The organism is Janthinobacterium sp. GW822-FHT07H11 (assembly GCF_058798615.1).
Map to the genome: position 1 here is coordinate 4423122 of NZ_CM179507.1, position 23958 is coordinate 4447079.

The 23958-nt window shown below is 67.0% G+C and carries 22 protein-coding genes and 1 tRNA gene; 8 read left to right on the forward strand and 15 right to left on the reverse strand.

Features of this window, described 5'->3' with window-relative positions; translation table 11 throughout:
- Positions 1-22: 22 nt before the first annotated feature.
- From AC3RCJ_RS19435 to AC3RCJ_RS19455, 5 genes are all read right to left on the reverse strand, one after another.
- Positions 23-3013, reverse strand: coding sequence for a salicylate synthase (locus AC3RCJ_RS19435; RefSeq protein ID WP_492964767.1), 2991 nt, complete (start codon positions 3011-3013; stop codon positions 23-25).
- A gap of 198 nt (positions 3014-3211) precedes the next feature.
- Positions 3212-4003 (reverse strand): ABC transporter ATP-binding protein, encoded by a 792-nt coding sequence (locus AC3RCJ_RS19440; RefSeq protein WP_492964769.1) that lies wholly within the window; start codon positions 4001-4003, stop codon positions 3212-3214.
- On the reverse strand, positions 4000-5052 hold the full coding sequence (locus AC3RCJ_RS19445; protein ID WP_492964771.1) for a FecCD family ABC transporter permease: 1053 nt from the start codon (positions 5050-5052) through the stop codon (positions 4000-4002). The genes AC3RCJ_RS19440 and AC3RCJ_RS19445 overlap by 4 nt, the downstream gene beginning before the upstream one ends.
- An 11-nt stretch (positions 5053-5063) precedes the next feature.
- Complete coding sequence (locus AC3RCJ_RS19450) at positions 5064-6035, reverse strand: FecCD family ABC transporter permease (protein WP_492964773.1); 972 nt, start codon at positions 6033-6035, stop codon at positions 5064-5066.
- Between the two features lie 8 nt (positions 6036-6043).
- Positions 6044-7000 (reverse strand): ABC transporter substrate-binding protein, encoded by a 957-nt coding sequence (locus AC3RCJ_RS19455; RefSeq protein ID WP_492964775.1) that lies wholly within the window; start codon positions 6998-7000, stop codon positions 6044-6046.
- A 159-nt stretch (positions 7001-7159) separates the two neighbouring features.
- Between AC3RCJ_RS19455 and AC3RCJ_RS19460 the strand changes: the two genes are divergently transcribed.
- Positions 7160-9013 carry an ABC transporter ATP-binding protein gene (locus tag AC3RCJ_RS19460; RefSeq protein WP_492964777.1) on the forward strand — a complete coding sequence of 618 codons (1854 nt, stop codon included), beginning with the start codon at positions 7160-7162 and terminating at the stop codon, positions 9011-9013.
- The gene (locus AC3RCJ_RS19465) at positions 9006-10829 is read left to right on the forward strand and encodes an ABC transporter ATP-binding protein (RefSeq protein ID WP_492964779.1); all 1824 of its coding nucleotides are present in this window, start codon (positions 9006-9008) and stop codon (positions 10827-10829) included. Before AC3RCJ_RS19460 ends, AC3RCJ_RS19465 begins: the two co-directional genes overlap by 8 nt.
- On the opposite strand, the gene AC3RCJ_RS19470 is transcribed toward AC3RCJ_RS19465, so the two are convergent.
- The 7 genes from AC3RCJ_RS19470 to AC3RCJ_RS19500 all read right to left on the reverse strand — a co-directional run bounded on the left by AC3RCJ_RS19470 (position 10826) and on the right by AC3RCJ_RS19500 (position 15833).
- On the reverse strand, positions 10826-11335 hold the full coding sequence (locus tag AC3RCJ_RS19470; protein ID WP_492964781.1) for a DUF1993 family protein: 510 nt from the start codon (positions 11333-11335) through the stop codon (positions 10826-10828). The genes AC3RCJ_RS19465 and AC3RCJ_RS19470 overlap by 4 nt on opposite strands.
- Complete coding sequence (locus AC3RCJ_RS19475; protein ID WP_492964783.1) at positions 11332-11796, reverse strand: hypothetical protein; 465 nt, start codon at positions 11794-11796, stop codon at positions 11332-11334. Before AC3RCJ_RS19475 ends, AC3RCJ_RS19470 begins: the two co-directional genes overlap by 4 nt.
- 89 nt (positions 11797-11885) lie before the next feature.
- Positions 11886-12767 carry a CE1 family esterase gene (locus tag AC3RCJ_RS19480; RefSeq protein WP_492964785.1) on the reverse strand — a complete coding sequence of 294 codons (882 nt, stop codon included), beginning with the start codon at positions 12765-12767 and terminating at the stop codon, positions 11886-11888.
- A 73-nt stretch (positions 12768-12840) separates the two neighbouring features.
- Positions 12841-14058: a sensor histidine kinase gene (locus tag AC3RCJ_RS19485; protein WP_492964787.1), complete on the reverse strand. Its 1218-nt coding sequence runs from the start codon at positions 14056-14058 to the stop codon at positions 12841-12843.
- Positions 14051-14755 carry a response regulator transcription factor gene (locus tag AC3RCJ_RS19490; RefSeq protein WP_492964789.1) on the reverse strand — a complete coding sequence of 235 codons (705 nt, stop codon included), beginning with the start codon at positions 14753-14755 and terminating at the stop codon, positions 14051-14053. Before AC3RCJ_RS19490 ends, AC3RCJ_RS19485 begins: the two co-directional genes overlap by 8 nt.
- Positions 14756-14925: 170 nt before the next feature.
- Complete coding sequence (locus AC3RCJ_RS19495; protein ID WP_492964791.1) at positions 14926-15273, reverse strand: SMI1/KNR4 family protein; 348 nt, start codon at positions 15271-15273, stop codon at positions 14926-14928.
- Positions 15270-15833 (reverse strand): GNAT family N-acetyltransferase, encoded by a 564-nt coding sequence (locus tag AC3RCJ_RS19500; RefSeq protein WP_492964793.1) that lies wholly within the window; start codon positions 15831-15833, stop codon positions 15270-15272. Before AC3RCJ_RS19500 ends, AC3RCJ_RS19495 begins: the two co-directional genes overlap by 4 nt.
- Before the next feature lie 139 nt (positions 15834-15972).
- Between AC3RCJ_RS19500 and AC3RCJ_RS19505 the strand changes: the two genes are divergently transcribed.
- The 5 genes from AC3RCJ_RS19505 to AC3RCJ_RS19525 all read left to right on the forward strand — a co-directional run bounded on the left by AC3RCJ_RS19505 (position 15973) and on the right by AC3RCJ_RS19525 (position 20520).
- On the forward strand, positions 15973-17556 hold the full coding sequence (locus AC3RCJ_RS19505) for a diguanylate cyclase (protein ID WP_492964795.1): 1584 nt from the start codon (positions 15973-15975) through the stop codon (positions 17554-17556).
- Positions 17557-17570: 14 nt separating this feature from the next.
- Positions 17571-18332 (forward strand): CPBP family intramembrane glutamic endopeptidase, encoded by a 762-nt coding sequence (locus AC3RCJ_RS19510; protein ID WP_492964797.1) that lies wholly within the window; start codon positions 17571-17573, stop codon positions 18330-18332.
- A 9-nt stretch (positions 18333-18341) separates the two neighbouring features.
- Positions 18342-19001: a hypothetical protein gene (locus AC3RCJ_RS19515; RefSeq protein WP_492964798.1), complete on the forward strand. Its 660-nt coding sequence runs from the start codon at positions 18342-18344 to the stop codon at positions 18999-19001.
- Positions 18994-19818: a DUF6624 domain-containing protein gene (locus AC3RCJ_RS19520; RefSeq protein WP_492964796.1), complete on the forward strand. Its 825-nt coding sequence runs from the start codon at positions 18994-18996 to the stop codon at positions 19816-19818. Before AC3RCJ_RS19515 ends, AC3RCJ_RS19520 begins: the two co-directional genes overlap by 8 nt.
- Before the next feature lie 195 nt (positions 19819-20013).
- Positions 20014-20520 (forward strand): P-loop nucleotide/nucleoside kinase family protein, encoded by a 507-nt coding sequence (locus tag AC3RCJ_RS19525; protein WP_492964794.1) that lies wholly within the window; start codon positions 20014-20016, stop codon positions 20518-20520.
- Here the strand turns inward: AC3RCJ_RS19525 and AC3RCJ_RS19530 are convergent.
- Both AC3RCJ_RS19530 and AC3RCJ_RS19535 read right to left on the reverse strand, forming a co-directional pair.
- Complete coding sequence (locus AC3RCJ_RS19530) at positions 20517-21662, reverse strand: alpha-hydroxy acid oxidase (protein ID WP_492964792.1); 1146 nt, start codon at positions 21660-21662, stop codon at positions 20517-20519. The genes AC3RCJ_RS19525 and AC3RCJ_RS19530 overlap by 4 nt on opposite strands.
- Positions 21663-21754: 92 nt before the next feature.
- Entirely contained in the window at positions 21755-22714 is a 960-nt protein-coding gene (locus AC3RCJ_RS19535; protein WP_492964790.1) for a phytanoyl-CoA dioxygenase family protein, read from the reverse strand.
- 115 nt (positions 22715-22829) lie between these two features.
- Here AC3RCJ_RS19535 and AC3RCJ_RS19540 point away from each other — a divergent pair, with 115 nt between their 5' ends.
- On the forward strand, positions 22830-23702 hold the full coding sequence (locus AC3RCJ_RS19540) for a helix-turn-helix domain-containing protein (RefSeq protein WP_492964788.1): 873 nt from the start codon (positions 22830-22832) through the stop codon (positions 23700-23702).
- 55 nt (positions 23703-23757) lie between these two features.
- On the opposite strand, the gene AC3RCJ_RS19545 is transcribed toward AC3RCJ_RS19540, so the two are convergent.
- Positions 23758-23834, reverse strand: a tRNA-Arg gene (locus AC3RCJ_RS19545).
- Positions 23835-23958: the final 124 nt, after the last annotated feature.

The following is a 23958-nucleotide window of genomic DNA, read 5'->3' on the forward strand; positions in this document are numbered from 1 at the left end:
GGATTACGGGGCGCCGGGCCGTTCATTGCGCCACCACCAGGTATTGCGAAATGCTGCGGAATTTCTCGATGGTTTCCTGTAATTCGCGCTCCGGCGTCGATTGCGCGACGATGCCGGCGCCGGCCTGCAGCCAGGTCTGGTCGCCCTGGCGATACAGCGCGCGCAGCACCAGCGCGGCATCGAGGAAGCCATCGCTGTCGGCGATCAACACGCAGCCGCTGTACGGGCCGCGCCGGTACGTCTCGAGCCGGTTGATGGCGTCGATCGCCTGCCGCTTGGGGATGCCCGAGGCGGTCACCGCGGGGAACAGCGCGTGGAAGGCATGCCAGGCGTTGCGCCCATCATCCAGCCGGCCCCTGACGCGCGACGCCAGGTGCTGCACCGGGCCGCGCTGGCGCACCGTCATGAATTCCGAGACCATCACCGAGCCGGGCCGGCACAGCGGTTCCAGCTCCTGCACGGCGAGCTTGACGGAAACCGCATGTTCGGCGATTTCCTTGCTGTCGCTTTCGAGCTCGCGGCGCAGGCGCCCGCGCTCCTGTTCGCTGCCCACGTTCGCGCGGGTACCAGCCAATGGCTGGGTACTGACTTCGCCGGCGGCGCTGACCTCCACCACGGTTTCGGGGCTGAAGCCGACGATGGCCTGGCCTGGCCGCTGCAGCACGAAGGAGCGCGCGGGCGTGTTGTGGCGCCGCCCCACCAGGTAGCTGGCGATCAGGTCGATGGCCCCATGCACGGGCACCTTGCGCGAAAGGATCACTTTTTGATACTGGCCAGCGCCGATTTCGGCCACCGCCTGCGCCACTTGGCGGCGGTACTGGTCAGCTTCGAACGTGGCGATGTCGGGCGCCAGGCGCGGCCGCGCGGCGGCGGCCGCGTCATCGCGCGGACGCTGCAGGCAATCGCGTTCCAGGCCGGCAAGCAGCCCCGCCAGCCGCTCCAGCTGCGCCGGATCAAGCGCCCGCAGCAGCGCGGTGCCGCTGCGCAGGCGCACTTCCATCTGCGGGACGAACAGATCCAGCAGCGGCGCCGTGGCCGCCGCCGGCGCGCTGCCGTGCAGCGTATCGGCCAGTTCGAAATTGGCGCTGCCGTAGACGCGCCAACCGCGCACGAGGAGCGCCGCCAGCGCCTGCGCGACGCCCTGGCACAGGTCCGGCCCGGGCCAGTCGCGCACCTGGCCGCCCTGCTCCAGGCGCACGCCGGCCGCGTCGGCCCGCACGCTGGCGGCGCGGCCCAGGCCGACCGACCACTCGCCGTGATGTTCGTAGAGCGCATAGTCGTCGGCCAGGCCAGCTTGCACCAGCAGCGCCGCCAGCGCCATCGGCTCGGCACCGGTGACCAGCTCGCGCTCGGCATACACGGCCACTGCCGCCGCGCCGGCCGCGGGCCGCGCCGCCAGCGCCGCCAGGCGCCGCTTGTCGATCTTGCCGACCGGCGTCAGCGGCCAGGCCTGGATGAACGCGAGCTGGTCCGGGCATTTGTACTGGGGCAAGCCATGCTGCTGCAGGAAGGCCGCCAGCTCGCCCAGGCCCGGTTCGCGCCCCGCAACGATCAGGAAAGCGCAGCTACGCTCGCCCAGGCGCTCGTCGGGCAGGCCGACCAGCGCCGCGCTGGTGATGTCGGGATGGAAGCACAGCGCCTGCTCGACCTCCTCGGTGGCGATCTTTTCGCCGGCCCGGTTGATCTGTTCCTTGACCCGTCCCTCGACCACCAGGTTGCCCTGCACCGTCATGCGCACCAGGTCGCCCGAGCGGTAATAGCCATCGGCAGTGAAAGTGCGGGCATTGTGCTCGTCGGCGCGGTAGTAGCCGCGCAAGGTGTACGGGCCGCGCGTGAGCAGTTCGCCGCAAGCGCCAGGCGCCACATCGCGTCCGTCGGCATCGACGATGCGCACCTCGTCGTGCGGCGACAGCGGCCGGCCCTGGGTGTGCAGCACCACGTCCTGCGGGTCATCCAGGCGGGTGTAGCACAGCAAGCCCTCGGCCATGCCGAACACCTGCTGCAGGCGGCAGCCGAATCCGGGCGCCACCTTGGCCGCCAGCACCGACTCGCAACGCGCGCCGCCCACCTGCATGAACGCCAGGCTGGACAGATCGGCACGGTCCCAGGCGCGCGCTTCCAGCCACAGCTGCACCAGCGGCGGCACCAGCGCCGTGAAGGTCACGCGTTCGCGGGCGATCAGCGGAAAGCATTCGTCCGGGCCCGGCGTCTGCGCCAGCACCACGGTGCCACCCACGGACAGGGTGCCCAGCACGCCGGGGCAGGCCAGCGGGAAATTGTGCGCCACAGGCAGCGCCGCCAGGTAGACGCTGGTACTATCGAGGCCGCACAGCTGGGCCGAGGCGCGGGCGTTGTAGGCGTAGTCGGCATGGGTGCGGGGAATCAGCTTGGGCGTGCCGGTGGTGCCGCCCGACAGCAGTAGCAAGGCCGTCTCGCGGTGTCCTGGCGCGCGCCGCGGCGGCGTCGACGTGCGCGCAGCGCCACGCTGTTCGATCTGCGCCAGGGTCGTCCCCGCAGCGGCAGCACCGGCATCGGCGCCATCGATGATCAGGTGCGCCAGCGACGGCCGCGCCGCCGCCACCTCGCGCGCCAGCGCCGCGTAATCGAAACCGAGGAAGCGGTCCCTGACGATGTAGGCTACCGGTTCTGCCAGCGCGCACAAGGCCTCGATATCGGTGCGCCGCTGTGCCGGCATGGCCATGATCGGCAGCGCGCCGAGGCGGAACAGGGCAAAGCTGGCCAGCACGAAGGCGATACTGTTGGGCAGCTGCAGCAGCACCCGGTCGGCGCGACCGATACCGAGCTGCTCGAAGCCGGCGGCCAGGTCGTCGACCCTGGCATCGAGCTGCCGGTAGCTCAGCCGCATGCCCCTTTCCACCAGCGCCGTGGCGTCGCCGTGCGCATTCGCCCATTGCCGCAGGCAATCGCCCAGCGACTGCGCCTGCCAGTAACCATGCCGCTCGTATTGCGCGCACGCGTCCTCGGGCCACGCCGTGAATTCTTTGTTCGTCATTCGCTGCTCTCCAATAAATGCCGGAGCGGCGCTAGCGCACCTGCCCGGCCAGATCAGTCGCGCATCCGGCAAGAGGCCGGATGCCAGTCAGCAGATGATATTGATTCTCATTTAATGAAACCACCCGAAAGCGCAGGCGGTTATCCCTATCAGCATTCTTTGGAGGGGGTGCGTCGGCGGGCAGCAGAAAAAGCGGCGTCAGGCGCCCGCTGGGCTCAGCGGCAGGCTGTAGGGAAAGCGGCGGCCGCGGTCTTCGCGCGCCACCAGTTCCACGCCGATGCCAAAGGTTTCGCGCAGCAGCGCCGCCGAGACCACCTCGGCCGGCGCGCCACTGGCGACGATGCGCCCGGCGCGCATCACCAGCAGGCGGTCCGCATACTGGCTGGCCTGGTTGAGGTCGTGCAAGACCATGGCGATCGTCATGCCATGCGCGCGATTGAGGGTGCGCAGCAGTTCCATGACCTCGATCTGGTGGCCGATATCGAGATAGGTGGTCGGTTCGTCGAGCAGCAGCAGCGGCGCCTGCTGCGCCAGCGCCAGGGCGATCCACGCGCGCTGGCGCTCGCCGCCCGACAGCGTTTGCAGGGCGCGTCCGCGCAGCGCTGCCAGTCCCGTCACTTCCAGCGCCCAGTCGACGGCCGCATGGTCGCGCGCGCGCAGCGCGCCGAACAGCCCCTGGTGCGGATAGCGCCCGTGCCGCACCAGTTGCAGTACCGACAACCCATCCGGTCCTGCCGGCGACTGCGGCAGCACCGCCAGCGCGCGCGCCAGCGCCCTGGGCGGCCAGGCCGGCAGCGCCTTGCCGTCGAGTTCCACATGGCCGGACTGAGGCGCCTGCAGTCCGGCCAGGCCGCGCAGCAGGGTCGACTTGCCGCAGCCGTTAGGACCGATCAGGCAGGTGATGGCGGCCGGCTCCAGCCGCAGCGAAGTGGCCGGCACGACAATGTGGCGGCCATAGCCGAGTTGCAGTTGGTACGCTTCCAGGGTCATTTCAGGTTCCAGTCGGCGCGCATCAGCAGCGCCAGAAAAAGGGGGATGCCAAGCAGGGTGGTGACGGCGCCCGCCGGCAATTCCAGCGGCGCGGCGGCGACCCGTCCGACCAGGTCGGCGGCCACCATCAGGCAAGCGCCGCACAAGGCGGTGGCCGGCACCAGGCGCGGCAGGGAACTGCCGACCAGTTGGCGCGCCAGGTGCGGCACCACCAGCCCGACGAAGCCGACCGGCCCCGTGACGGCCACCGCGCTGGCTGCCAGCCCCACCGCCAGCAGCACGGCCGCCAGGCGCCAGAAACGCACGGCCAGGCCCAGCGAGCGCCCCACGTCGTCGGGAAAGCGCAGCATGGCCAGCGGCCGCAGCATGCATAGCAGCGCCAGCGTGCCGCACAGCAGCCACGGCAGTACCGCGCGCACGTGTTCCATGTCGCGTCCGTACAGGCTGCCGGCCAGCCACAGCATCGTCGTTTCCGTGCGCCCTCCGCCCCAGCCGACGACGATCCACATCGCCGCCGCGTTGAGGATCGCGCCGAGGGCCACGCCATACAGGGCCATGCGCATCGGCTGGACCTGTCCGCGCCAGCTCAGGGCCAACAGCAGGCCCGCCGTGGCCACGCCGCCGGCGAAGGCGGCAAACGGCAGCATGTCCAGCGACAGCGACAGCCCCAGACGCAGCGCATCGGCCTTGAAAAAATCCAGCAGCAGGATGAAGCCGGTGACGAACAGGCTGGCGCCGCCGGAGACGCCAACCACGCCGGGGTCGGCCAGCGGGTTGCGGATCACCGTTTGTAGGATCAGGCCGGAGAGCGCGAAATGCACGCCCACCACCAGCGCCAGCAAGGTGCGCGGCAAGCGCACGTTGAAGATCAGCTCGCGCGCCAGCAGCGCATCGGCCCCGGCTTGCCCCGTCAGGCCTTGCCACAGCCGGGCCATGTCCAGTTGCAGTGCGCCGCTGGCCAACGACAGCGCGCACAGCGCCGCCAGGGCCAGCGCCAACAGCGCCAGGGCCGGCCACAGGCGGCGCGGCGCCGCCCGTTCGCATGCCATGCCGGGCGCGTTCACCGCTTGCCGATCAAATACACGAACAGCGGACCGCCCAGCGCCACCGTCAGGATGCCGACGGGGATATCCTGCGCCTTCGCCGCCACGTCGGCCAGCGCGACGACGGCCGCGCCAGCCAGTGCGCACAGGGGCAGCAGCACGCGGTGGTCGGCCGCCAGCGGCCCCGCCGACAGGCGCACGATGTGCGGCACCATCAAGCCGACAAAGGCGATCGGACCGGCCACGGCCACGCTGGCGGCCGTCAGCATCACGGCCGCCAGGCCCGTCAGCAGGCGCCAGCGCAGCACGGGCACGCCCAGCGCCTGGCAACTGTCGTCGTCGAGCATCAGCATGTTCAGCTGGCGCGCGAACAGCATGCCCAGCAGCAGTCCGCCCAGCACCCACGGCGCCAGTTGCCCGGCGTGCGCCGCCGTGCGGTCGGCCAGCCCGCCGATCAGCCAGAAATACAGGCCGTTGGCTTCATTCGCCGCCGCCACCAGGAACACCATGATGGCCGACGAGCAGAACACGGCCACGCTCATGCCCGCCAGGGTCAGGTGCACGGGATGCAAGCGGCTCTTCCACGCGATGACGACCGTGATGGCGGCCGCCAGCGCGCCGCCCAGGGTGCCGATCAGCACCATGCCCGCCGTCGGCAGTTCCAGCAGCAGGTGGGCAGCGACGATGGTCAGCGCCGCGCCGGCGCTCACGCCCATCAGGTCGGGCGAGCCGAGCGGATTGCGCGTGGCCGCCTGCACGATGGCGCCCGCCATGCCCAGCGCCGCCCCCACCAGCAAGCCGACCGCAACGCGCGGCAGGCGCAGTTCGCGCACGATGAAGGCATTTTCCGAGCCGTCGGCGCGCCACAGCGCAGCCAGCAGCTCGGCCGGCGCAATGCGCACCTCGCCCTGGCCCAGCGACAGCAGCGTGGCCAGTGCCATCACGGCCAGCGCAGCGGCGGCGATCCAGGCGGCGCGTCCTTTGAGCATGGCGCCGCCTATTGCTTGAAGCGCAGCGGCCGGGCGCGCGCCGCCTGCGGTATGCCGGCCGGCATGGGAAAGACCTGCGGATACAGCAGGTGCGCCATTTCGTCCAGCACCATCTGGCGCGCGATCGGTCCATGCACTTCGGCGTACTGGCTGCCGACACGGTAGGCATGGCCGTTCTTGACCGCCTTCAGGCGCGCCCATACGGGATGCGCCTGCACCGGCGCGCCGCCGGCCTGGAAGGAAAAAATATAGTCGGGATTGAGTTTGAGCAACTGCTCCATGCTCATCACCCTGGCGTGCGGATTGACCAGTTCCGGCGTGGGACTGGCGCCCGCCACGTTCTTCGCCTTCAGCGCGCGCATCATGTCGGCCGTCATGTAGTGGTCGTAGTGCACCCACAGGATGTCGACCCAGTGCCAGATGAAGATGGCCGACACGCCGCCGGGCGCCCGCTTGCCGGCCTCGTCCAGCTTGCGGTCGAAGTCGTCGTTGAGCTTGCGGCCCTGCGCGGCAAAGCCGGCCGCCGCCGAGGCCGATGCCACCGCCGAACGCGAATTGCCGGTCGTGATCAGGTCGTAGGCGACAAAACTGCCGATCGCCTCGAATTTTTTCTCGAACATTTCCGTATAGGTGCGGATGCCTATCGTCAAGTCGGGCTTGAGTCCCGTCAGCAACTCCATGCTGGTTTCGTGGGCGGCGCCCAGGTCGACGGCCCTGGCGGCGCGCGCGCCCAGGTATGCGGGCTTGCGGTTGCCCATCGACGACATGCCGACCACATCGCGCCCCAGCGCGCCCATCAGGTCGGCGCCAAACGATGAAATCGAGGCCACCGTGCGTGGCTGCGCCGCGATCACCACCGTCTTGCCCCGGTCGTCGACGACGCTGACGGGGAATTGGTCGGCCCGCGCCGCGCCGGCGGCCAGCGCGGCGCCCAGCATCGTCATTGCAATCAGTCCGGTTTTCATCGGCGTAGCGCCCCTGCATGGTTGAAAGGCCACCATGCTAGGCCGCCGGACCGTGGCGCACCACCCGGAACGGGAATAAATCGCGCCCCGAAAGCGGCGCCGCCGAGTTTCCCGATGCGGGCAACTGGCAGCCCGATACGGGGAGGCAGGCGCGCCGCGATGCGCCACACTGAAGCCATCCTGGGGTCACGCCCCTCAACCAGCGCCATCAAGGTTTCTCTTGCCGACATGAACCACGCCGTTGCCACGCCACCGCCATTCCCACCGCCAGGCATGCTTTCCCTGTTGCAAGGGGAGCGACGGCGCCTGTCGGCGGCCCTGCTGCTCACCGTCGCCGGCGCCGCCTTCGAACTGCTGCCCTACTGGATACTGTACCGCGCCATCGACCTGGCCATGCCCGGCGCGGAGTTGTACCGGCTGGCCGGCTGGATGGCTGGCGCCCTGCTGGGCAAGTACCTGTGCTATTCCGGCGCCTACTACCTGAGCCACCGCGCCGCCTACCAGGTGCTCTCCAGCGTGCGCCAGCAACTGGTGTGGCGGCTGTCGTGGGCGCCGCTGCTGTGGCTGCAGCAACACGGTTCGGGCGAGCTCAAACAAACCGTGCTGCAGGACGTCGAGCAGCTCGAATCGTTCATCGCCCACCACAGCGTGGAAATCCTGGCGGCGCTGGTCACGCCCGTGTTCGTCGCGCTGGCCCTGTTCTGGACCGACTGGCGCCTGGCCCTGGCTGCGCTGGCCACCGTGCCGCTGGCGGCGCTGGCGTCGGCCCTGCCGCTGCGCAAGCTGGGCGGCCACTTCGCCCGCCATGCCCGCTCGGCCGCCACGCTCAACGCCACGCTGGTGGAATACCTGCGCAATATGCCGGTCATGAAAGCCTTCAACCAGGATGTCGGCAGCTTCCAGCACATGCGCCGCCACCTGGCCGACTATTACGCGCTGATCCGCGCCATCACCCACCGCACCGTGCCTGGCTGGTCGCTGTTTACCGTGCTGCTCAGCGCCAACGCCTTTCTGATCCTGCCGCTGGGCGCCTGGCTGCACGGCCAGGGGCAGATCAGCCTATCGGGCTTGCTGCTGGCCATGATGCTGGGCGCCGGCATGCTCAAGCCGCTGTTCAAGCTGACCAGCTTTTCGTCGGACTACCAGCTGGTGCAAGCCAGCCTGGCGCGCATCGGCCCCCTGCTGGCCCTGGCGCCGCCCGCGCCCCGGCCGGAACTGCCGCTGCAATCGCCGCTGCAGGTCGACTTCAAGGCAGTCTGTTTCAGTTATGCGGGCCGGACCGTGCTGCACGATGTGGCGCTGCACTTGCCAGCCGGCAGCATGACCGTGCTGACCGGCCCGTCCGGCGCCGGCAAGTCGACCCTGGCCAGGCTGCTCGGCGGCCTGATCGCCTGCGATAGCGGCAGCATCAGCATCAACGGCGTGGCGCTGGACGCGCTGCCGGACGCCCAGCGCAGCCGCCTGATCGCCGTGGCAGCGCAAGATCCCTTCCTGTTCCAGGGCAGCGTGCTGGACAACCTGCGCCTGGCCCGCCCCAACGCCAGTGAAGCCATGGTGCGCCAGGCCGCCGAGGTGGCCCAGGCCAGCGCCTTCATCGAAGCGCTGCCGCACGGCTATCACAGCCAGCTGGGCGAGCGCGCCCTGCGCCTGTCCGGCGGCGAGCGCCAGCGCCTCGCGGTCGCCCGCGCGCTGCTGGCCGACACGCCCATCGTGCTGCTCGACGAAGCCACCGCTTTCGCCGACAACCTCAGCGAACACCGCTTCTACCGGGCCTTGCGCCGCGCCTATCCGCACAAGACGCTGCTCGTTATCGCCCACCGCATGGTCGCCATCGCCTACGCCGAGCAAGTGGTGCTGATGGCCAACGGCCGCGTCTGCGACGCCGGCACGCACGCCGCCCTGCTGCAGCGCAGCGCCCTGTACCAGGGCATGTGGCAACGCCACCAGGCCTGCGAGAACTGGGTGCTGCGCGGCGGCAAAGAACCGCAGGCACGGAGGAGCGTCCATGAATGACATCGACATCGCCGGCGAGGACGCCGCAACGGCGCGCGCACAAGCCGGCCCGCTCGGCATGCTGCGCAGGGTCGTCAAGCTCAGCGGCAAGTCCGCGCGCCCCTTTTACCTGGGGCTGGGGCTGCGCTTCCTCGAGCGCGCACTCGCGCTCGGTCCCTTCCTGGCGGCCTTTGCCTGGCTGCATGGCGCCGCCGGCGGCAGCGGTTTCGCGCCAGGCGACATCGGCGCGCTGCTGCTGGTGCTGGCGTTGCTGCTGGGCGGCCAGTTCCTGTGCGCCTACCTGGGCCAGCTCCTGTGCTTTCTCGGCTCCTACAGCCTGATCAGCGGCTACCGCGAGCGCGTCATCGACAAGGTGCGCCGGCTGCCCCTGAGCGCGCTACGCCGCCGACGTGCCGGACAATTGGCCGAAGTGCTGTCGGAAGACGTCAAGAACGTCGAAAGCATCTTTACCCACGTCACGGCCGACCTGATCACCGCCGTCAGCGTGCCGCTGGCCTTCCTGGCCGCGCTGGCATGGCTGGACTGGCGCCTGGCCGCCAGCCTCCTGCTGATGCTGGCGCCGGCACTGCTGCTGCTGAACGGCGCGCGGCGCTGGTTCATCCGCAGCGGCCGGCGCAAGCAGGCGCAGTTCCGCGACACGGCCGGCCTGCTGGTCGAATTCGTCAACGGCATCACCACCTTGCGCCTGTTCAACAGTCCGCAACGCTGGCTCGACAAGCTCAACGGGCGTTTCGAAGAGATGCGCCAGAGCAGCATGCGCGTCGAAGCCCTGGGCGCCGGCCCCGTGCAGCTTTACCGCCTGTGCCTGGAAAGCGGCCTGGTGCTGTTGCTGGCGTGCGGCGCCTGGCTGGCGCAGGATGGACTCTTGCCGGCCTGGACCTGGCTGCTGTTCCTGATCCTCGCCTGCAAGCTGCTCGAACCGCTGCTCGACGCCGCCGCCACCCTCACCGTGCTGCGCATGGCCGCGCAAAGCGAGGCGCGCATCCAGGCGCTGCTCGATGAAGCCGAATTGCCCGAACCCGATCCCTCCCGACCGGGCCCGGCTCCGGCCGGCCACGCCATCGCCTTCGAGCAGGTCAGCTTCCGCTACCCTGCCGAGGCGGCGGCGCCCGGCGAGCCATGGGGCTTGCGCGATATCTCGTTCCGCGTGCCGCAAGGCAGCGTGACGGCCATCGTCGGCCCGTCCGGCGCCGGCAAGAGCACGCTGGTCCACCTGCTGGCGCGCTTCTTCGATACGCAGCAGGGCTGCATCACGCTCGGTGGCGTGGACGTGCGCGCGCTGGGCACCCGGCGCCTGTATGAACACATCAGCGTGGTATTCCAGGACGTCCAGCTATTCGACAGCAGCATCCTGGAAAACGTGCGCATCGGCCGCCCGCACGCCAGCGATGCGGCCGTCATCGCCGCCTGCCGGCAAGCGTACTGCGACGATTTCGTGCACCGCCTGCCCGACGGCTACCACACCGTGGTCGGCGAAGGCGGGCAAAACCTGTCCGGCGGCGAGCGCCAGCGCGTCTCGATCGCCCGCGCGCTGTTGCGCGATGCGCCCGTGCTGCTGCTCGACGAAGCCACCGCTTCGGTCGACCCCGAAGCCCAGCATGAAATCCAGCAGGCGCTGTCGCGCCTGGCGCGGGGCAAGACCGTGATCATGATCGCCCACCGGCTCAACACCATCCGCCATGCGGACCAGATCCTCGTCTTCGACCGGGGCCAGCTGCGCGAATCGGGCCGCCATGAAGAGCTGCTCGAGCGGCGCGGCCTGTACGCCCGGCTGTGGCAGGGCCAGAGCACGATGCCGCCCGACGCTACGCACTAGGCGCCGCGCGCTTCGAACGAAAAATCCGGCGCATACAGGTGATAACCGTCGAAATCGCCCTTGCCGATGGCGGCACCTTGGCTGCGCGCGATCGCATACGCCATGCTGAAGTGAAAGTAGAAATTCGGCAGGATGTACAAATTCAAATATTCATCGGCCGGCAGCGCGATGTCGGCGAAGCCGGCGCGGTCGCGGCAGATGCGATCAAGCGCCCCGTCGAAGCGTTCAGGGGGAATCGTCTTGAGGTAGCGCATGGTCTGCGCGATCTGTTCCTGCAGGCTGGCGGCAGCGCTGAAATCGGCCACCTCCAGCCCCGCCAGCGGGCAGCAGCCGCGCAGGGAAAAGCTCACGGCCGCGCGCACCTGCTGGGCAAACGGCAGCATGTCCGGGTGCAGCCGCGCCGCCAGCAGCTGTGGCGCCGTACCGGTCTTGTCGAGCATGGCGGAAAGCTGCGCCAGCGAGCGGCAAAAGAGAGTGGCGGGGTTAATCTGCATCAGGTCCGTCATGACAAGCCCTCCTGCGCGGCCGCCTTCTTCAGCACGCGGATCAGCCTGCGTTCGTGGCGGCCCACGGCGTCCCAGTTCCAGGCATCGATCGGGCCGAATTCCGGGTAATGGGGCTGCCATTTTTCCGCGCGCTTCCGCGAATTGGCGCCCACGTTCGAGTCCAGGCCCTTGCCGCTGGACAAACGCAGGTAGACGCGGATGACGCCCCAGCCTTCGCACACATAGCGGTAGGTAAGGCCAGCGCACTTGGCCGGGTCGAGCGCGATGCGGCGCGGGGCAAAGTGCCCGGCCATGTCCGGGTAATGGACGGCCAGGAACACCTCGCTGGCCCCTTCGGCTTCCAGCCTGGCCGCATAGGCGCACAGCTCGGCAGGCGAGCGGAAATGCAGCGTTTCCTGTTCCGCCTCCGAATAGGCTTGTGCCACAGACGCGCCGGGCTTGGCGAAGATCGCCTCGGCCATGGCCGCGATACCTGCTGTTGATAATCCCACTGTGCCTGCCTTTCCTGTTGCCTGATGGTTACGCCATGCGCCGTCATCCTAGCATGGCGTCAACGCCGATGGCGGCTGAAAAATTCCCACATCACCTCGTTCGCATCGATGGCGCGCGTGGTCTTGCCGATGGGTAGGCCAATATTAAAAGCGTCGGCGCCGGGCCAGGTGTGGCCGCCATCCTTGACGGTGAGCAAGGCCACGCTGGCGCCGCCCGCGGCACTCCCCTGCTCCAGCCAGGTGACTTGCGTGGCGTCGCCGGCAAGGCCAGGCATCAGGCGCGGCGGCGGCATGGCGCCGTCGATGCCGTTGTGCCTGCGCCAGTAGGCAAACGTGTCTTCGGCCGACAGGTAGCTGGCGGCCTTGCCTTCATACAAGACGACCTTGTCGGCCGTGCCCTGTATCAGCAGCATGCCGACCTTGTCCGTCTGCTTGTGATGCCGCAGCACCGGTTCCGGCATCGGTGCGCCCACCGAGGCGACGGCGGCGAACTGTTGCGGCAACTCGGCCGCCAGGCGCAGGGCAAAGAAGCCGCCGCGCGACAGGCCCGTCGCATACACGCGCTTGTCATCGATGCGGTAATCCTGTTTGAGCTTGCTCAATATCGCTTGCGTAAAACCGACATCATCGCTGCCCGCCAGGTAATCCATGCCGAAGCCCACGTTCCAGTCCTGCTTGATGCCTTGCGGATACACAACGATGAACTGCTGCCGCTCGGCCGTCTTGTTCATCTGCGTGTACAGCATCTGTTCCGCCATGCTCATGCCGCCGCCATGGAAATTGAAGACGACGGGAAACGCCTGCCGCGGCGCCTGCTCGTAGGCGGGGGGCGTGTAGACGATGTAGCGGCGTTTTTCCTCTTTGTGGACGAGGCTGCTCACTTGCGCCAGAACAGGGATGCTGGTGCAGACCAGCACCAGCAGGCAGACAAGACATTTCATGCGGTTTTCTCCGTTGATCAAGAGCTTGCAGCTTACGCAGGCGCCGGTGAAATCGCGGTGAAATCCGGCGCCTTTATTGCACCACCATGATAGCGACACGGTACTCCCCCTCGCCCGGGTGGAAAACAATGTCCCAGCGCATGGCTTGCGCCAGGCGCAGCAGCAGGTTCTGGCCATGCGCGAAACCGTGGACGCGCCGCGGCTGCCCTGCCGTCACCGTATTGACGATGCTCAGGCGGCCTTGCGCAAACGCAATGCTGATGCGGCAAGCGGGGCCGCCATGGAACAGGGCATTCGCCAGGCAATTATTGATGAGCAACATCGCCAGCTGCCCGTTGCCGACAACCTCCAGCCGCTCGGGCAAGTCCAGGCTCAGCAGGCTGGCATCCCAGGGGAAATCTTCAAGCAGGCGCAGCAGGCATTGCTCGATGCAGCCGCGCAGCTCCACCACGTCGCCGGACAGCTGTTCGGCGCGCGCCAGCGCGAACAGCACGTCGATGGTGGCGCGCATGTCGTCGACGCCCTGGCGCAGCTGCGCCTGCCCGTCTGCCGCCAGGGGCTGCGCGCCAGCCAGCGCCAGGCTGTTGTGCATCACGGTCAGCGGCGTGCGCAGTTCGTGGCTGACATCGCGCGCGAATGCCTGCTCGCGCCGCAACACCTGCTGCAGTTCGGTAAACGTGGTGTCCAGACGGCGCGCCAGGACACCGATCTCGTCGGGGCGGTCGCGCCCACTGAAATGCACGGCGCCGCCGGGCGCCAGCTGGCGCGCTTCCTGCGCCAGCCGCTGCAAGGGCCGCACCAGGCGGCGCGCCAGCCAGTAGGCCAGCAGCAGGGCCACGGCGATCAGCGCCAGCGCCACGCCAGCGACGACACCGCCCACTTCCCGCACCAGGCGCTGCACCACCAGCACGGGCGCCACGTCGGCCAGCAGATAGGCGCGCCGCGGCTGGCCGGCGGCAGCGAGATCGAGCGCCAGCACGTGATAATGCTGGCCCGTCGTCGTGAACACTTCGGCGCGCGGGGCGGACGGCGGCACTTGTGCGCGCACCGTTTGAGGCAAATCAAGGTAACTGCCATGAACCGTGATGAGGTCGCTACCAGACGGCGTCAGCTCACCGTGCAGCTGCCAGCGCCGGCTGACGGCCACCGCCTCACGCTCGAGCAGGCGCTGCACCAGCATGTCTTCCGTCACGTAGGCGATCACCAGCGCCAGGCCCGTGTAGCACAGGCACAGCAGGACAGTGAAGCCGGCCAGGACCGCAAACAGGCGGCGGCGGATCGACTTAGCCATCGCCGGTCGCCGTATCGAAGGCAAGGCGGTAACCCAGCTGCGGGATGGTCACCAGCATGCCCGCCCCACCAAGCAACTCGAGCTGCTTGCGCAGCGCATAGATGTGCGATTTGAGGGCGTCGCTGTCGGGCGGCTGGCTGCCCCACAGGGCTTGCAGCAAGGCCGAGCGCGATACGGCGTGCGGATGTTCGCGGCACAGCAGCAGCAATATCTTGAAACCCGTCTGCGTCAGCGGCAGCGGTGCGTCACGGTACAGGGCGCGTCCGGCGCGCGTCTGCAAGGTGAAGGGCCCCACGCGCATTTCCTGGTGCACGTGCAGCTGCCGCCGGCGCGCCAGCGCCTCGCAGCGCAAGGCCACCTCGCGCAAGTCGAAAGGCTTGGTCAAATAGTCGTCGGCGCCGTCGCGAAAGCCGCGTGCCTTGTCTTCATAAGAGTCGCGCGCCGTCATCATCAGGATCGGCACATTGCTGGGCGCACTGGCCTTGATGGCGCGACACACCTGCAAGCCATCGATATCGGGCAGGTTCAGGTCCAGCAACACCACGTCATAGGGATTGCGCGTGGCCAGCTCGACACCGAGCGCGCCCGTGCCCGCATGGTCCGTCTGCCAGCCCAGGCCGTCGAGGAAATCCAATACCTGGCGCGCGATGGCCAAGTGATCTTCCACCAGCAGGATGCTCAGGGGAGCCTTGCTCATGGCACGCCGGCAAGGCGCGCAGATGGCCGGAAGTTGCCCGATCTTCCACGAGTCTTCCGGTGGATCGGGCGTTCATCGCTCTCCGGCACGCTCGCCAGGTAGCGGAAGCTCACTGGCGAACGGTTGGAACGGGGCAAGTCGGCCGGCTTCATCGTTGGCTCCTGGAATAGTCAATCGACGGGGCAATCGGCGGCCAGCCATGCGGCGAAATCATCGGCGAGCGGCTCGACATCGTCGCGCTGCATCGAGCCATGGCCCACCAGGTACACGGCGCGGTCAAGGCCATCGAGGGCCAGCATGACGGCGCGCCCGCCGCTGTCGTCGCCGATGGCGAGGTAGCCGGGGCAGGATTGCGGCACGTCATAGGTTTCGTTGCGCTCCCGCAAGCTTTTCATGCCATACAGCAAGACCTGTTCGCCGCGCAGGCCCTCTTGCCAGTCCTGCAGAAAGCACAGGTAGTGCGCCGGCAAGGCGCGACCCAGCCAGTGCTGCACGGCGTCGATGTCTTGCCCGCTCACGCGGCGCCCTTGCGCCGCGCTTCCCACTCGCGCCGCAGCAAGCCATACAGGGCCGAGTCGCTGACGTGGCCACCGACGATCCAGCGTTCAGGCAAAAAGCCTTCCTTGTTAAAGCCCTGGCGCTCGAGGGCGCTGGCCGAGCCGGCGTTGAGCGGATCGATATCGGCTTCCAGGCGGTTCAGGTCGCGCTCGACAAACGCATACTCGATCAGCGCCGACAGCGCTTCGTGCATATAGCCACGGCCCCAATGCGGACGCGCCAGCGCGTAGCCGATCTCGGCGCGGCGGTTCTGGCGGTGCACGGAAAACAGCGTGCAGCTGCCCAGGTATTCGCCCGTCGCCTTCAGCTCGACGGCGAAGCGGAAGAATTCCTCTTTCTCGAAGGCGGCGCTGTCCTCGGCGATCTGGCGCGCGGCGCGGCCCGCATCGTCCCACGGCGGTTCGCTGAAATAGCGCATCACTTCGGGATCGGCATGCATGGCGAACAGGGCCGCCTCATCGGATGGCTGCGGCTTGCGCAGGATCAGGCGTTCGGTGGTGAGGATTTTCGTGTAGGCCATGCAACTCCAATCGAAGGTTGAAACGGACGATGCCTATTATTCCATGCAACTATAACGAAGTGGCAATTTTGTGACGGCACTTTTAATGTAGTATGGCAATATTTTTACCATATCATTGATGCAATTTCACGATCCGTTCATGCGCCCACTAAAGGATGTCCCCGACACCGACGCCGTCGCGGCGCAGCCCGAGGTCTTGCACCGCCACAAGCGGCCAGTGACGGTCTGGGCCAGCATCGCCTTCTTTTGCATGTGCGCCATGCTGCTCGGCATGACGGTGTGGATCGTCTGGTCTTCGCGCGACGTGCGCTTGCGCGAAGCGCGGGCGACGACGGAAAACATGGCGCGCACCCTGGCCACGCAAGCGTACATGGAACTGGAAATTGCCGATGTGATGCTGGAAGATATTGCCGAACACGTCAGGAACGAAGGCAATAATGACCATACCGGCGAACGGCTGCAGTCGCATCTGCAGCAGTTGTCGAAAAATATCGTGGAAATTGCCGGCGTCTTCATTTTCGACGCACAGGGCCAGCTGCTGGCCGCCTCCTCCGGCGCCGGCCACGACGGCAACAATGCCGACCGCAATTATTTTATCTACCACCAGACGCATGCGCAGCTGGGCAGCCATATCAGTGCGCCCGTGCGCAGCAAATCAAGCGGGCAATGGGTATTGCCCGTTTCGCGCCGGGTCCAAGCAAAAGATGGCACGTTTGCCGGCGTGGTGCTCGTCACCCTGGGGCTGAATTCCTTCGAACGCATCTACGCCACGCTGAACCTGGGCAATACGGGCACGGCCTTCTTTGCCCTCGATGACGGCACCCTGATCTACCGGCGGCCGTTCCAGCCCGAGGTGATCGGCATGGATATTTCCTCGGGCGCCATCTTGCAAGCCTACCGCGACCAAGGGCCCGTCGGCACGGCGATGATGACGGCGAAAGTGGACGACATCGAACGGCTCTACAGCTATCGCCATCTGCAGCGTTTCCCCGTCATCGTGGCGGCAGGCTTGTCGAAGGACGACATTTTTGCTGAATGGCAATGGTTGAGCATGCAAATCGTGCTGGCCTCGCTGGCGGCGGGGGCGCTGCTGCTGTACCTGTTCCGCAAGCTGATGCGGCAAATCGCCATACGCGACCGTATCGAGGCCAGCCTGCGCCTGGCCAGCACGCAGTTGCGGCAGGCGAATGCCGACCTGGCCGCACGGGCCGCGCAAGACGGCTTGACGGGCCTGGCCAACCGCCGCTGTTTCGACGAAACGCTGGCACATGAACTCCATCGCGCCCAGCGCAGCGGCCATCCGGTGTCGCTGATCATGCTGGACGTGGATTTCTTTAAAAAATTTAACGACCAGTACGGCCACGTGGCCGGTGACGCCTGCCTGCAGGCCGTTGCCGGCGCCGTGGCACGCAGCGTGGGCCGGGCCGAAGACCTGGCGGCCCGCTATGGCGGCGAAGAGTTCGCCGTGATCATGCCTGGCACCCATGCCGCAGGCGCGCTGGAAGTGGCCGAAGCCATCCGCTCGGCCGTCGAGGCGCTGCAAGTCCCCCACGCGGCCAGCGCGAACGGCGTCGTGACCGTCAGCCTGGGCGCGGCCACGCTCCTGCCCGGCCAGGAGAAGCGCACGGATAGCAGCGAGCTGATACGCCAGGCCGATGACTTGCTGTACCAGTCGAAAAACAGCGGCCGCAACCGCGTCACCATCCATGCACCAGCAACATGACATCGAGATTTTCCATGCAAAAAATTCATATCACCATGCCGCTTGCCCTGGGTGCGCTGGCCGTCTGGCTGGCCCTGAGCATGGGCGGCCGCTGGCTGGAAGCGGCCGGCTACGCCTTGCCGGGCGCCGCCGTCACCGGCCGTATCGGCCTGTCGTGGGCGCTGGCCGCCGTGTTCGCACTGGCGCTGCTGCTGGCCTCCAGCCGGCCCCGCGAAGCGGGCCTGTGCGCGCCGCAGCCGTGGAAAAGCATGTGGCTGGTCTGGCCGCCGCTGCTGTATGCGCTGCTGATGCTGTTGCTGGCCTGGGCCGGCGGCTGGCCGCAGCCGCGCGTGCTGCTGATCGTGGCCTGCAACGCGGCGCTGGTGGCCATCTCGGAAGAGCTGATGTTCCGCGCCATCTTGCTGCAGGGCATGCTGGAGCGCTACACCGTCTGGCCCGCCGTGCTGATGTCCTCGGCGCTGTTCGGCCTGGCCCATACGGCCAACGGCCTGGCCTCGGGCGACGTCAGCGGCGCCCTGTGGCAAGCCGTCGCGGCGACACTGCAAGGCATCGGCTACGCGGCCATCCGCCTGCGCACGCGCTCCATCTGGCCGATGGTGCTCGTGCATGGACTGTGGGACTACGCGCTCGTGACGGCCACCTTGCCGCACCCGGCCGAGGATGGCGCATCGATCCTGCCGTATATCGCCCTGCTGGCCGTGCTGCCCTTGTGCCTGTATGGCGTCTACCTGCTGCGCCCCAGCCAGCGGGCGGCCATATCTCAACTGCAACGATAAGGACTGTGCATGGCGTTTTTTTCACGTGATTACGAGGTATTCCTGCTGCTGGCCGCGCCCGATGCCGCGCCGCTGTGGGATGCGGCGCAATGGACGCCGTTTGCCGCCAGCCTCGACGGCCTCGTGGCGCAAGCGCGGGGCAAGGCCGGCGTGCGCAGCCATCAATACAATCCCAAGGGCAAGCCGATTCCCTTTGGCCGCCTGGGCTGGAACGACAAATCGCACGCGAAGTGGACGCATACGCCGGCCACGACGGATGCGCGCTTCATGAGCCTGGAAGCATGGGCACCCACCTGGACCGTCTGCGAAAAGGACGACCAGGCGCCCGACCTGTTCCTCGCCCTGGCCAATGAATCGCTGCTGGGACTGGCAGGCAAGCGCCTGCAGTTCAGCCAGCGCCTCGTGTGCGCCATCGCCACGGACCTGGGCCCGGAAGCGGCCACCACCTTGCGGCAAGCGCTGGCGCAACTGGCCGCGCAGCAAGACGCCGTCGTCTTCGCTCACACGCGGCGCCAGTGGGGCCGCGCCTCGTCGTATGGCGGTTTCACGGGCGCCATCCAGGACATGCTGATCGGCGGCCTGTTCCGGCAGGACGATCCGCATGCGCGGCCGCTCGATGCGGCCGCGTTCCGCGAAACCTGGACCTTGCTCGACATACCCCATGCATGAACGGACTCCGATGCCACGCCTGACCTTCGCCATCCTGCTGTGCTGGAGCGTCCATGCGGGCGCCTTCGAACTGAGCGGCGCCATCCGCAGCAACGGCCCGCCGCTGCCGCCAGCCATCAGCATCGTTGCCGAGCGCATGCACGGCGAGCCGCAGATACATGGCACGGTCGAGCATGGCCGCTACCGCATTGATGTACCGGAAGGCACCTTGCTGGCGCTGGTCGCGCGGGCGCCGCAATGGGAAGCGGAACCGAAGATCATCCACGACGCCACCACGGCGAGCGCACTGGACATCCTGCTGTATCCGGCGGCAGTGCCGGAACCGGCGCTGGCGCAGGAATTGCTGGCCATGGAAAAGGAAGACCAGGCCGCGCGCACGGCGTGGCCGGCAACGGGATCCGATGCGCAGGCACGCCGGCGCATGCGCGAGACGGACGACAAAAACGAAGCGCGGCTGCGCCACATCATCGCCAGCAAGGGCTGGCCCACGCAAACGATGGTCGGCCACAAGGCGGCAGGCAGCGCCTGGCTGATCGCCCAGCATGGATCCAATGCCTTCCTCAAAAGCAGCCTGGTCCTGATGCGCGCAGCAGCGGCACGGGGAGAGATCACGCCCTCGAAGCTGGCACTGGCGATCGACCGCGACTTGAGCAATGACAAGCTGCCGCAGCTGTACGGCAGCCAGTTCCGCACGGATAGCACCGGCAAGACGGTTCCCTTTCCCATCGCGGATCCACTGCACTTGGATCAGCGCCGCGCCAGCATGGGGCTCGAACCGTATGCGCAATACCGGCAGCTATTCGAACAGGACAATTGACAACGCCATCCGTCGCATGGCATCGTTAGCCCATGCCATCGCCATTCCCGCCCCTGCCATCGATTATTGCCGCCATTTCACACATGGTGGCTGGGCAGGAATGACATTGACCAAGCCGCCTGCAAGGCGGCTTGGATCGGCAACAAACAATCAAGACGTCTCGCAGGTTTTATTTTTTTCTTTCAGCGAGCGACCATGCACACCACTTCCAGCACCCTGCTTACCCCCACCCTGCACCTCGTGTGCGGCAAGATTGCCTCGGGCAAATCCACCTTGACCAGCCAGCTTGCGCAAGCGCCACATACCGTGCGCATCAGCGAAGACAGCCTGCTGGCGCAGCTGTATCCGGGCCAGATCGCCAGCCTGGCCGACTATGTCGATTGCGCGGCGCGGCTGCGCGCGGCCGTCGCGCCTTTGGCCCTGCAGATGCTGCGGGCGGGCGTGTCCGTCGTGCTCGATTTCCCCGCAAATACGCCCGCCAGCCGGGCCTGGATGCGCGAACTGTTCCAGCAGGCAGGCGTGCCGCACGTGCTGCACTACCTCGACGTGACGGACGACGAATGCAAGGCGCGCTTGCGCCGGCGCAATGCCAGCGGACTGCACCCGTTCTCCACCAGCGACGCGCAATTTGATGAAATCACGCGCCACTTCACGCCGCCCGACACCTCGGAAGGCTTTGATATCGTGCGGATTGCCGCTTAAAAAGTCCCCGGCAGCAGGATCTTATTGTCCACCTGCTGCAGGTCGCGCAAGCCGCAAAAGGCCATCGTCAAGTCGAGTTCGTTGCGGATGATGTCCAGGCATTTGGTCACGCCCGGGCCGCCCATGGCGCCCAGGCCATACAGGAACGGGCGCCCGATGTAGACGCCCTTGGCGCCCAGCGCCACGGCCTTGATCACATCCTGGCCCGAGCGGATGCCGCCGTCCATGTGCACTTCGATCTGGCTGCCGACGGCGTCGACGATGGCGGGCAAGGCTGCGATCGACGATTGCGCGCCGTCAAGCTGGCGCCCGCCGTGGTTCGAGACGATCAGCGCGTCGGCGCCGCTGTTGACGGCCAGGCGCGCGTCTTCCGGGTCCATGATGCCCTTGATGATGAGTTTGCCGCCCCAGCGCTGCTTGATCCATTCCACGTCGGCCCACGACAGGCTCAGGTCGAACTGCTGCTGCGTCCAGGCCGACAGCGACGACATGTCCGACACGGACGTGGCATGGCCGACGATATTGCCGAAACCGCGGCGTTTCGTGCCCAGCATGCCCGCCACCCAGCGCGGCTTGGTGGCCATGTTGAGAATGTTCGGAATGGTGAGCTTGGGCGGCGCCGATAGGCCGTTGCGCAAGTCCTTGTGGCGCTGGCCCAGCACCTGCAAATCCAGCGTCAATACGAGCGCGCCGCATTTGGCCGCCTTGGCGCGGTCGATCAGGCGGTTGATGAATTCGCGGTCCTTCATCACGTACAGCTGGAACCAGAACGGCTTTGTCGTGTTCGCCGCCACGTCCTCGATCGAGCAGATGCTCATGGTCGACAGCGTGAACGGCACGCCAAACTTCTCGGCCGCCTGGGCCGCGAGGATTTCGCCATCGGCATGCTGCATGCCCGTCAAGCCCGTGGGCGACAGGGCCACCGGCATGGAAACGGCCTGTCCGACCATGGTCGAGGCCAGGCTGCGGTTTTCCAGGTTGACGGCCACGCGCTGGCGGAACTTGATCTTGGCGAAATCGCTGTTGTTGGCGCGGTACGTCGATTCCGTCCAGGAGCCGGAATCGGCGTAGTCGTAAAACATGCGCGGCACCCGTTTCTGGGCCAGCACGCGCAAGTCTTCGATGCAGGTGATGATACTCATGCGTTTCCTCGGTCGATGGCTAGTCAGGCCATGATCGTGCATTTGCCGGCAATTGTCTATCCGGCAGGCAAGCCTGACGGACAGCGCGTGGCTTACCAGTCGCGCGCGCCGAGGATCTGCTCGCCCAGCTCGGTCAAGCGCGCCTGCGGATAGCGCAGCTTTTCCTTTTCCTCGGGGTCGCCGGGAAAGGCATAGCCCTGCGGCGCGCTGCGTTCGCGCCAGCTTTGCACCCTCCAGTCGCGCAAGGCCTGCTTGTCTTGCTGGGCGGGCGTAAAGGAAATGTATTGCGCCAGGCGCACCTGGTCCGTCGACGTGTTCGGGCGGATGCCGTGCGCCAGCAGGCTGTTGAAGATCAACAGTTCGCCCTTCTGCATGGCGATGAATTCCATCGGGTACGGCACCGTCGCCAGGTCCGGCTGCCACGGGTTGCGGTCTTGCGGCACGGTCTTGCGCCATGCGAGCAAGTTGTTGAACAGTTCCGGATAGCACTGGAAACCGCCGCTCTCGGGCGAGGTGTCGGACAGGGCCAGCACGCCCTGCACGTTGACGGGCAGCGGGTCGAGCGTGGTATCGGCATCCCAGTGGATGAAGCCGCCAAACTTGCGCTTGCCATGGTTGGGCGTATTCAGGTTGGCGCGGTCGATGGTGACCCACAGATCCTGGCGGTCCCAGATGTCGACAAAGGCGTCAACCACGCGCGGGGTCTGGCGGTTATCCCACAGGGTCTGGTGGTGATAGGCCTCGACCATGCCGGAGCCGTTGAGTTCCTTCATCGCGTGGTCGCGCAATTGCTCCCGGTTCCAGGTGGAGGGATCGTTCTCGTCGAGTCCCTGGAATTCCCACAGGAAATCGGTCGTGCGCCGCACCTGCTCGGGCGACACGGCATCCTTGACGATGACGTAGCCATAGGTTTGCCAGTGTAAAAAATCGCTGGCGGACAGCACGCGCAGGGGCAGCTGTTTGCGGATGTCGCGCAACTGGGTCTGTTCCGTGTAGGCCACGGACGGGTTGCCGGGACGGTCTTCGCCGTATTGATATCGATCTTCTTGCATCGCTGTCTCCTGTGTTGGTGTGAGACAGATTGTGCGATGGCGCGGCCCGCTGAAATGCGCGCCAGGCAGCCAATACTGATACTATCCTGACCATTGACACCTTCAAAACGTCACAATGACGCCTTTATTCGAACAGGTCACGATCCCGGCGGGCCACTCCTGGGGCTTGCTGTGGCGCGAACTCGATGCCATCCCCTTCCTCTGGCACTACCACCCGCAGTTCGAGCTGACCCTGACGGTGAATGCACGGGGGCAACGCTACATCGGCGACCACCTGGGCGACTTCGAACCGGGCGACCTGGTGCTGCTGGGGCCGAATTTGCCGCACACCTGGTCGGCCAGCGAACGCATCGACAGCGCGCAACCGATGCTGGCCGTCGTCGTGTGGTTTACGCTGGAGTGGCTGGAGCGGCTGGCGGCCTGCTTTCCGGAGTTGCACGGCGTGCGGCAACTGGCGGCCCGCGCCGGCCCCGCCCTGCATTTTTCGCCGCAGACGAGCGCGCGCTGCGCCGCTCAGCTGCTGCAACTGAACGCCCTGCCCGTGCCGCGGCGCCTGCCGCTGCTGCTCGACGTGCTGCTGGACCTGGCGGGCGATACGGGCGCCCGGCCGCTGGCCTCGACGGCGCAGGCGCCGCTGCCCCATGGGCAGCATCAGCGCATGGCGGCCGTGTTCGATTTCATGCACGCGCATTTCCGGGAAGAGATCGCATTGGACACCCTGGCGCAGAAGGCGGCCCTGTCGCTGGGCGCGTTTCACCGCTGTTTCAAGCGCCACGCGCATTGCACGCCGGGCGACTACCTGGCGCGGCTGCGCATCGGCCGCGCCTGCCAACAGCTGATCGAGAGCAATCTCGCCATCGCCGTCATCGCGCAAGAGGCGGGCTATCGCAACCTCGCGCATTTCAACCGCCAGTTCCGCGCCGCCAAGCGCCTCACGCCGCGCGCGTTTCGCCAGCAGTACCGGCACGGCGCCAAAGACCTGTCGTAAATCCGTTCGGAAACGAAAAAGGGGACCAGATTTTACAATCTGATCCCCGATATTCTGGTGCGGCTGGCAGGAATTGAACCCACGACCCCTTGGTTCGTAGCCAAGTACTCTATCCAGCTGAGCTACAGCCGCCTAAGACAAGATTATAGCAGGGCTTTGCAGAATGGCAAAGGGCGTGGCGATGATATTTCACAATTAGGCGCGCCCCTATTGAAGACCGGTCTGCGGTCAAGTGCGGCAGCAAGAAAATGGCCGC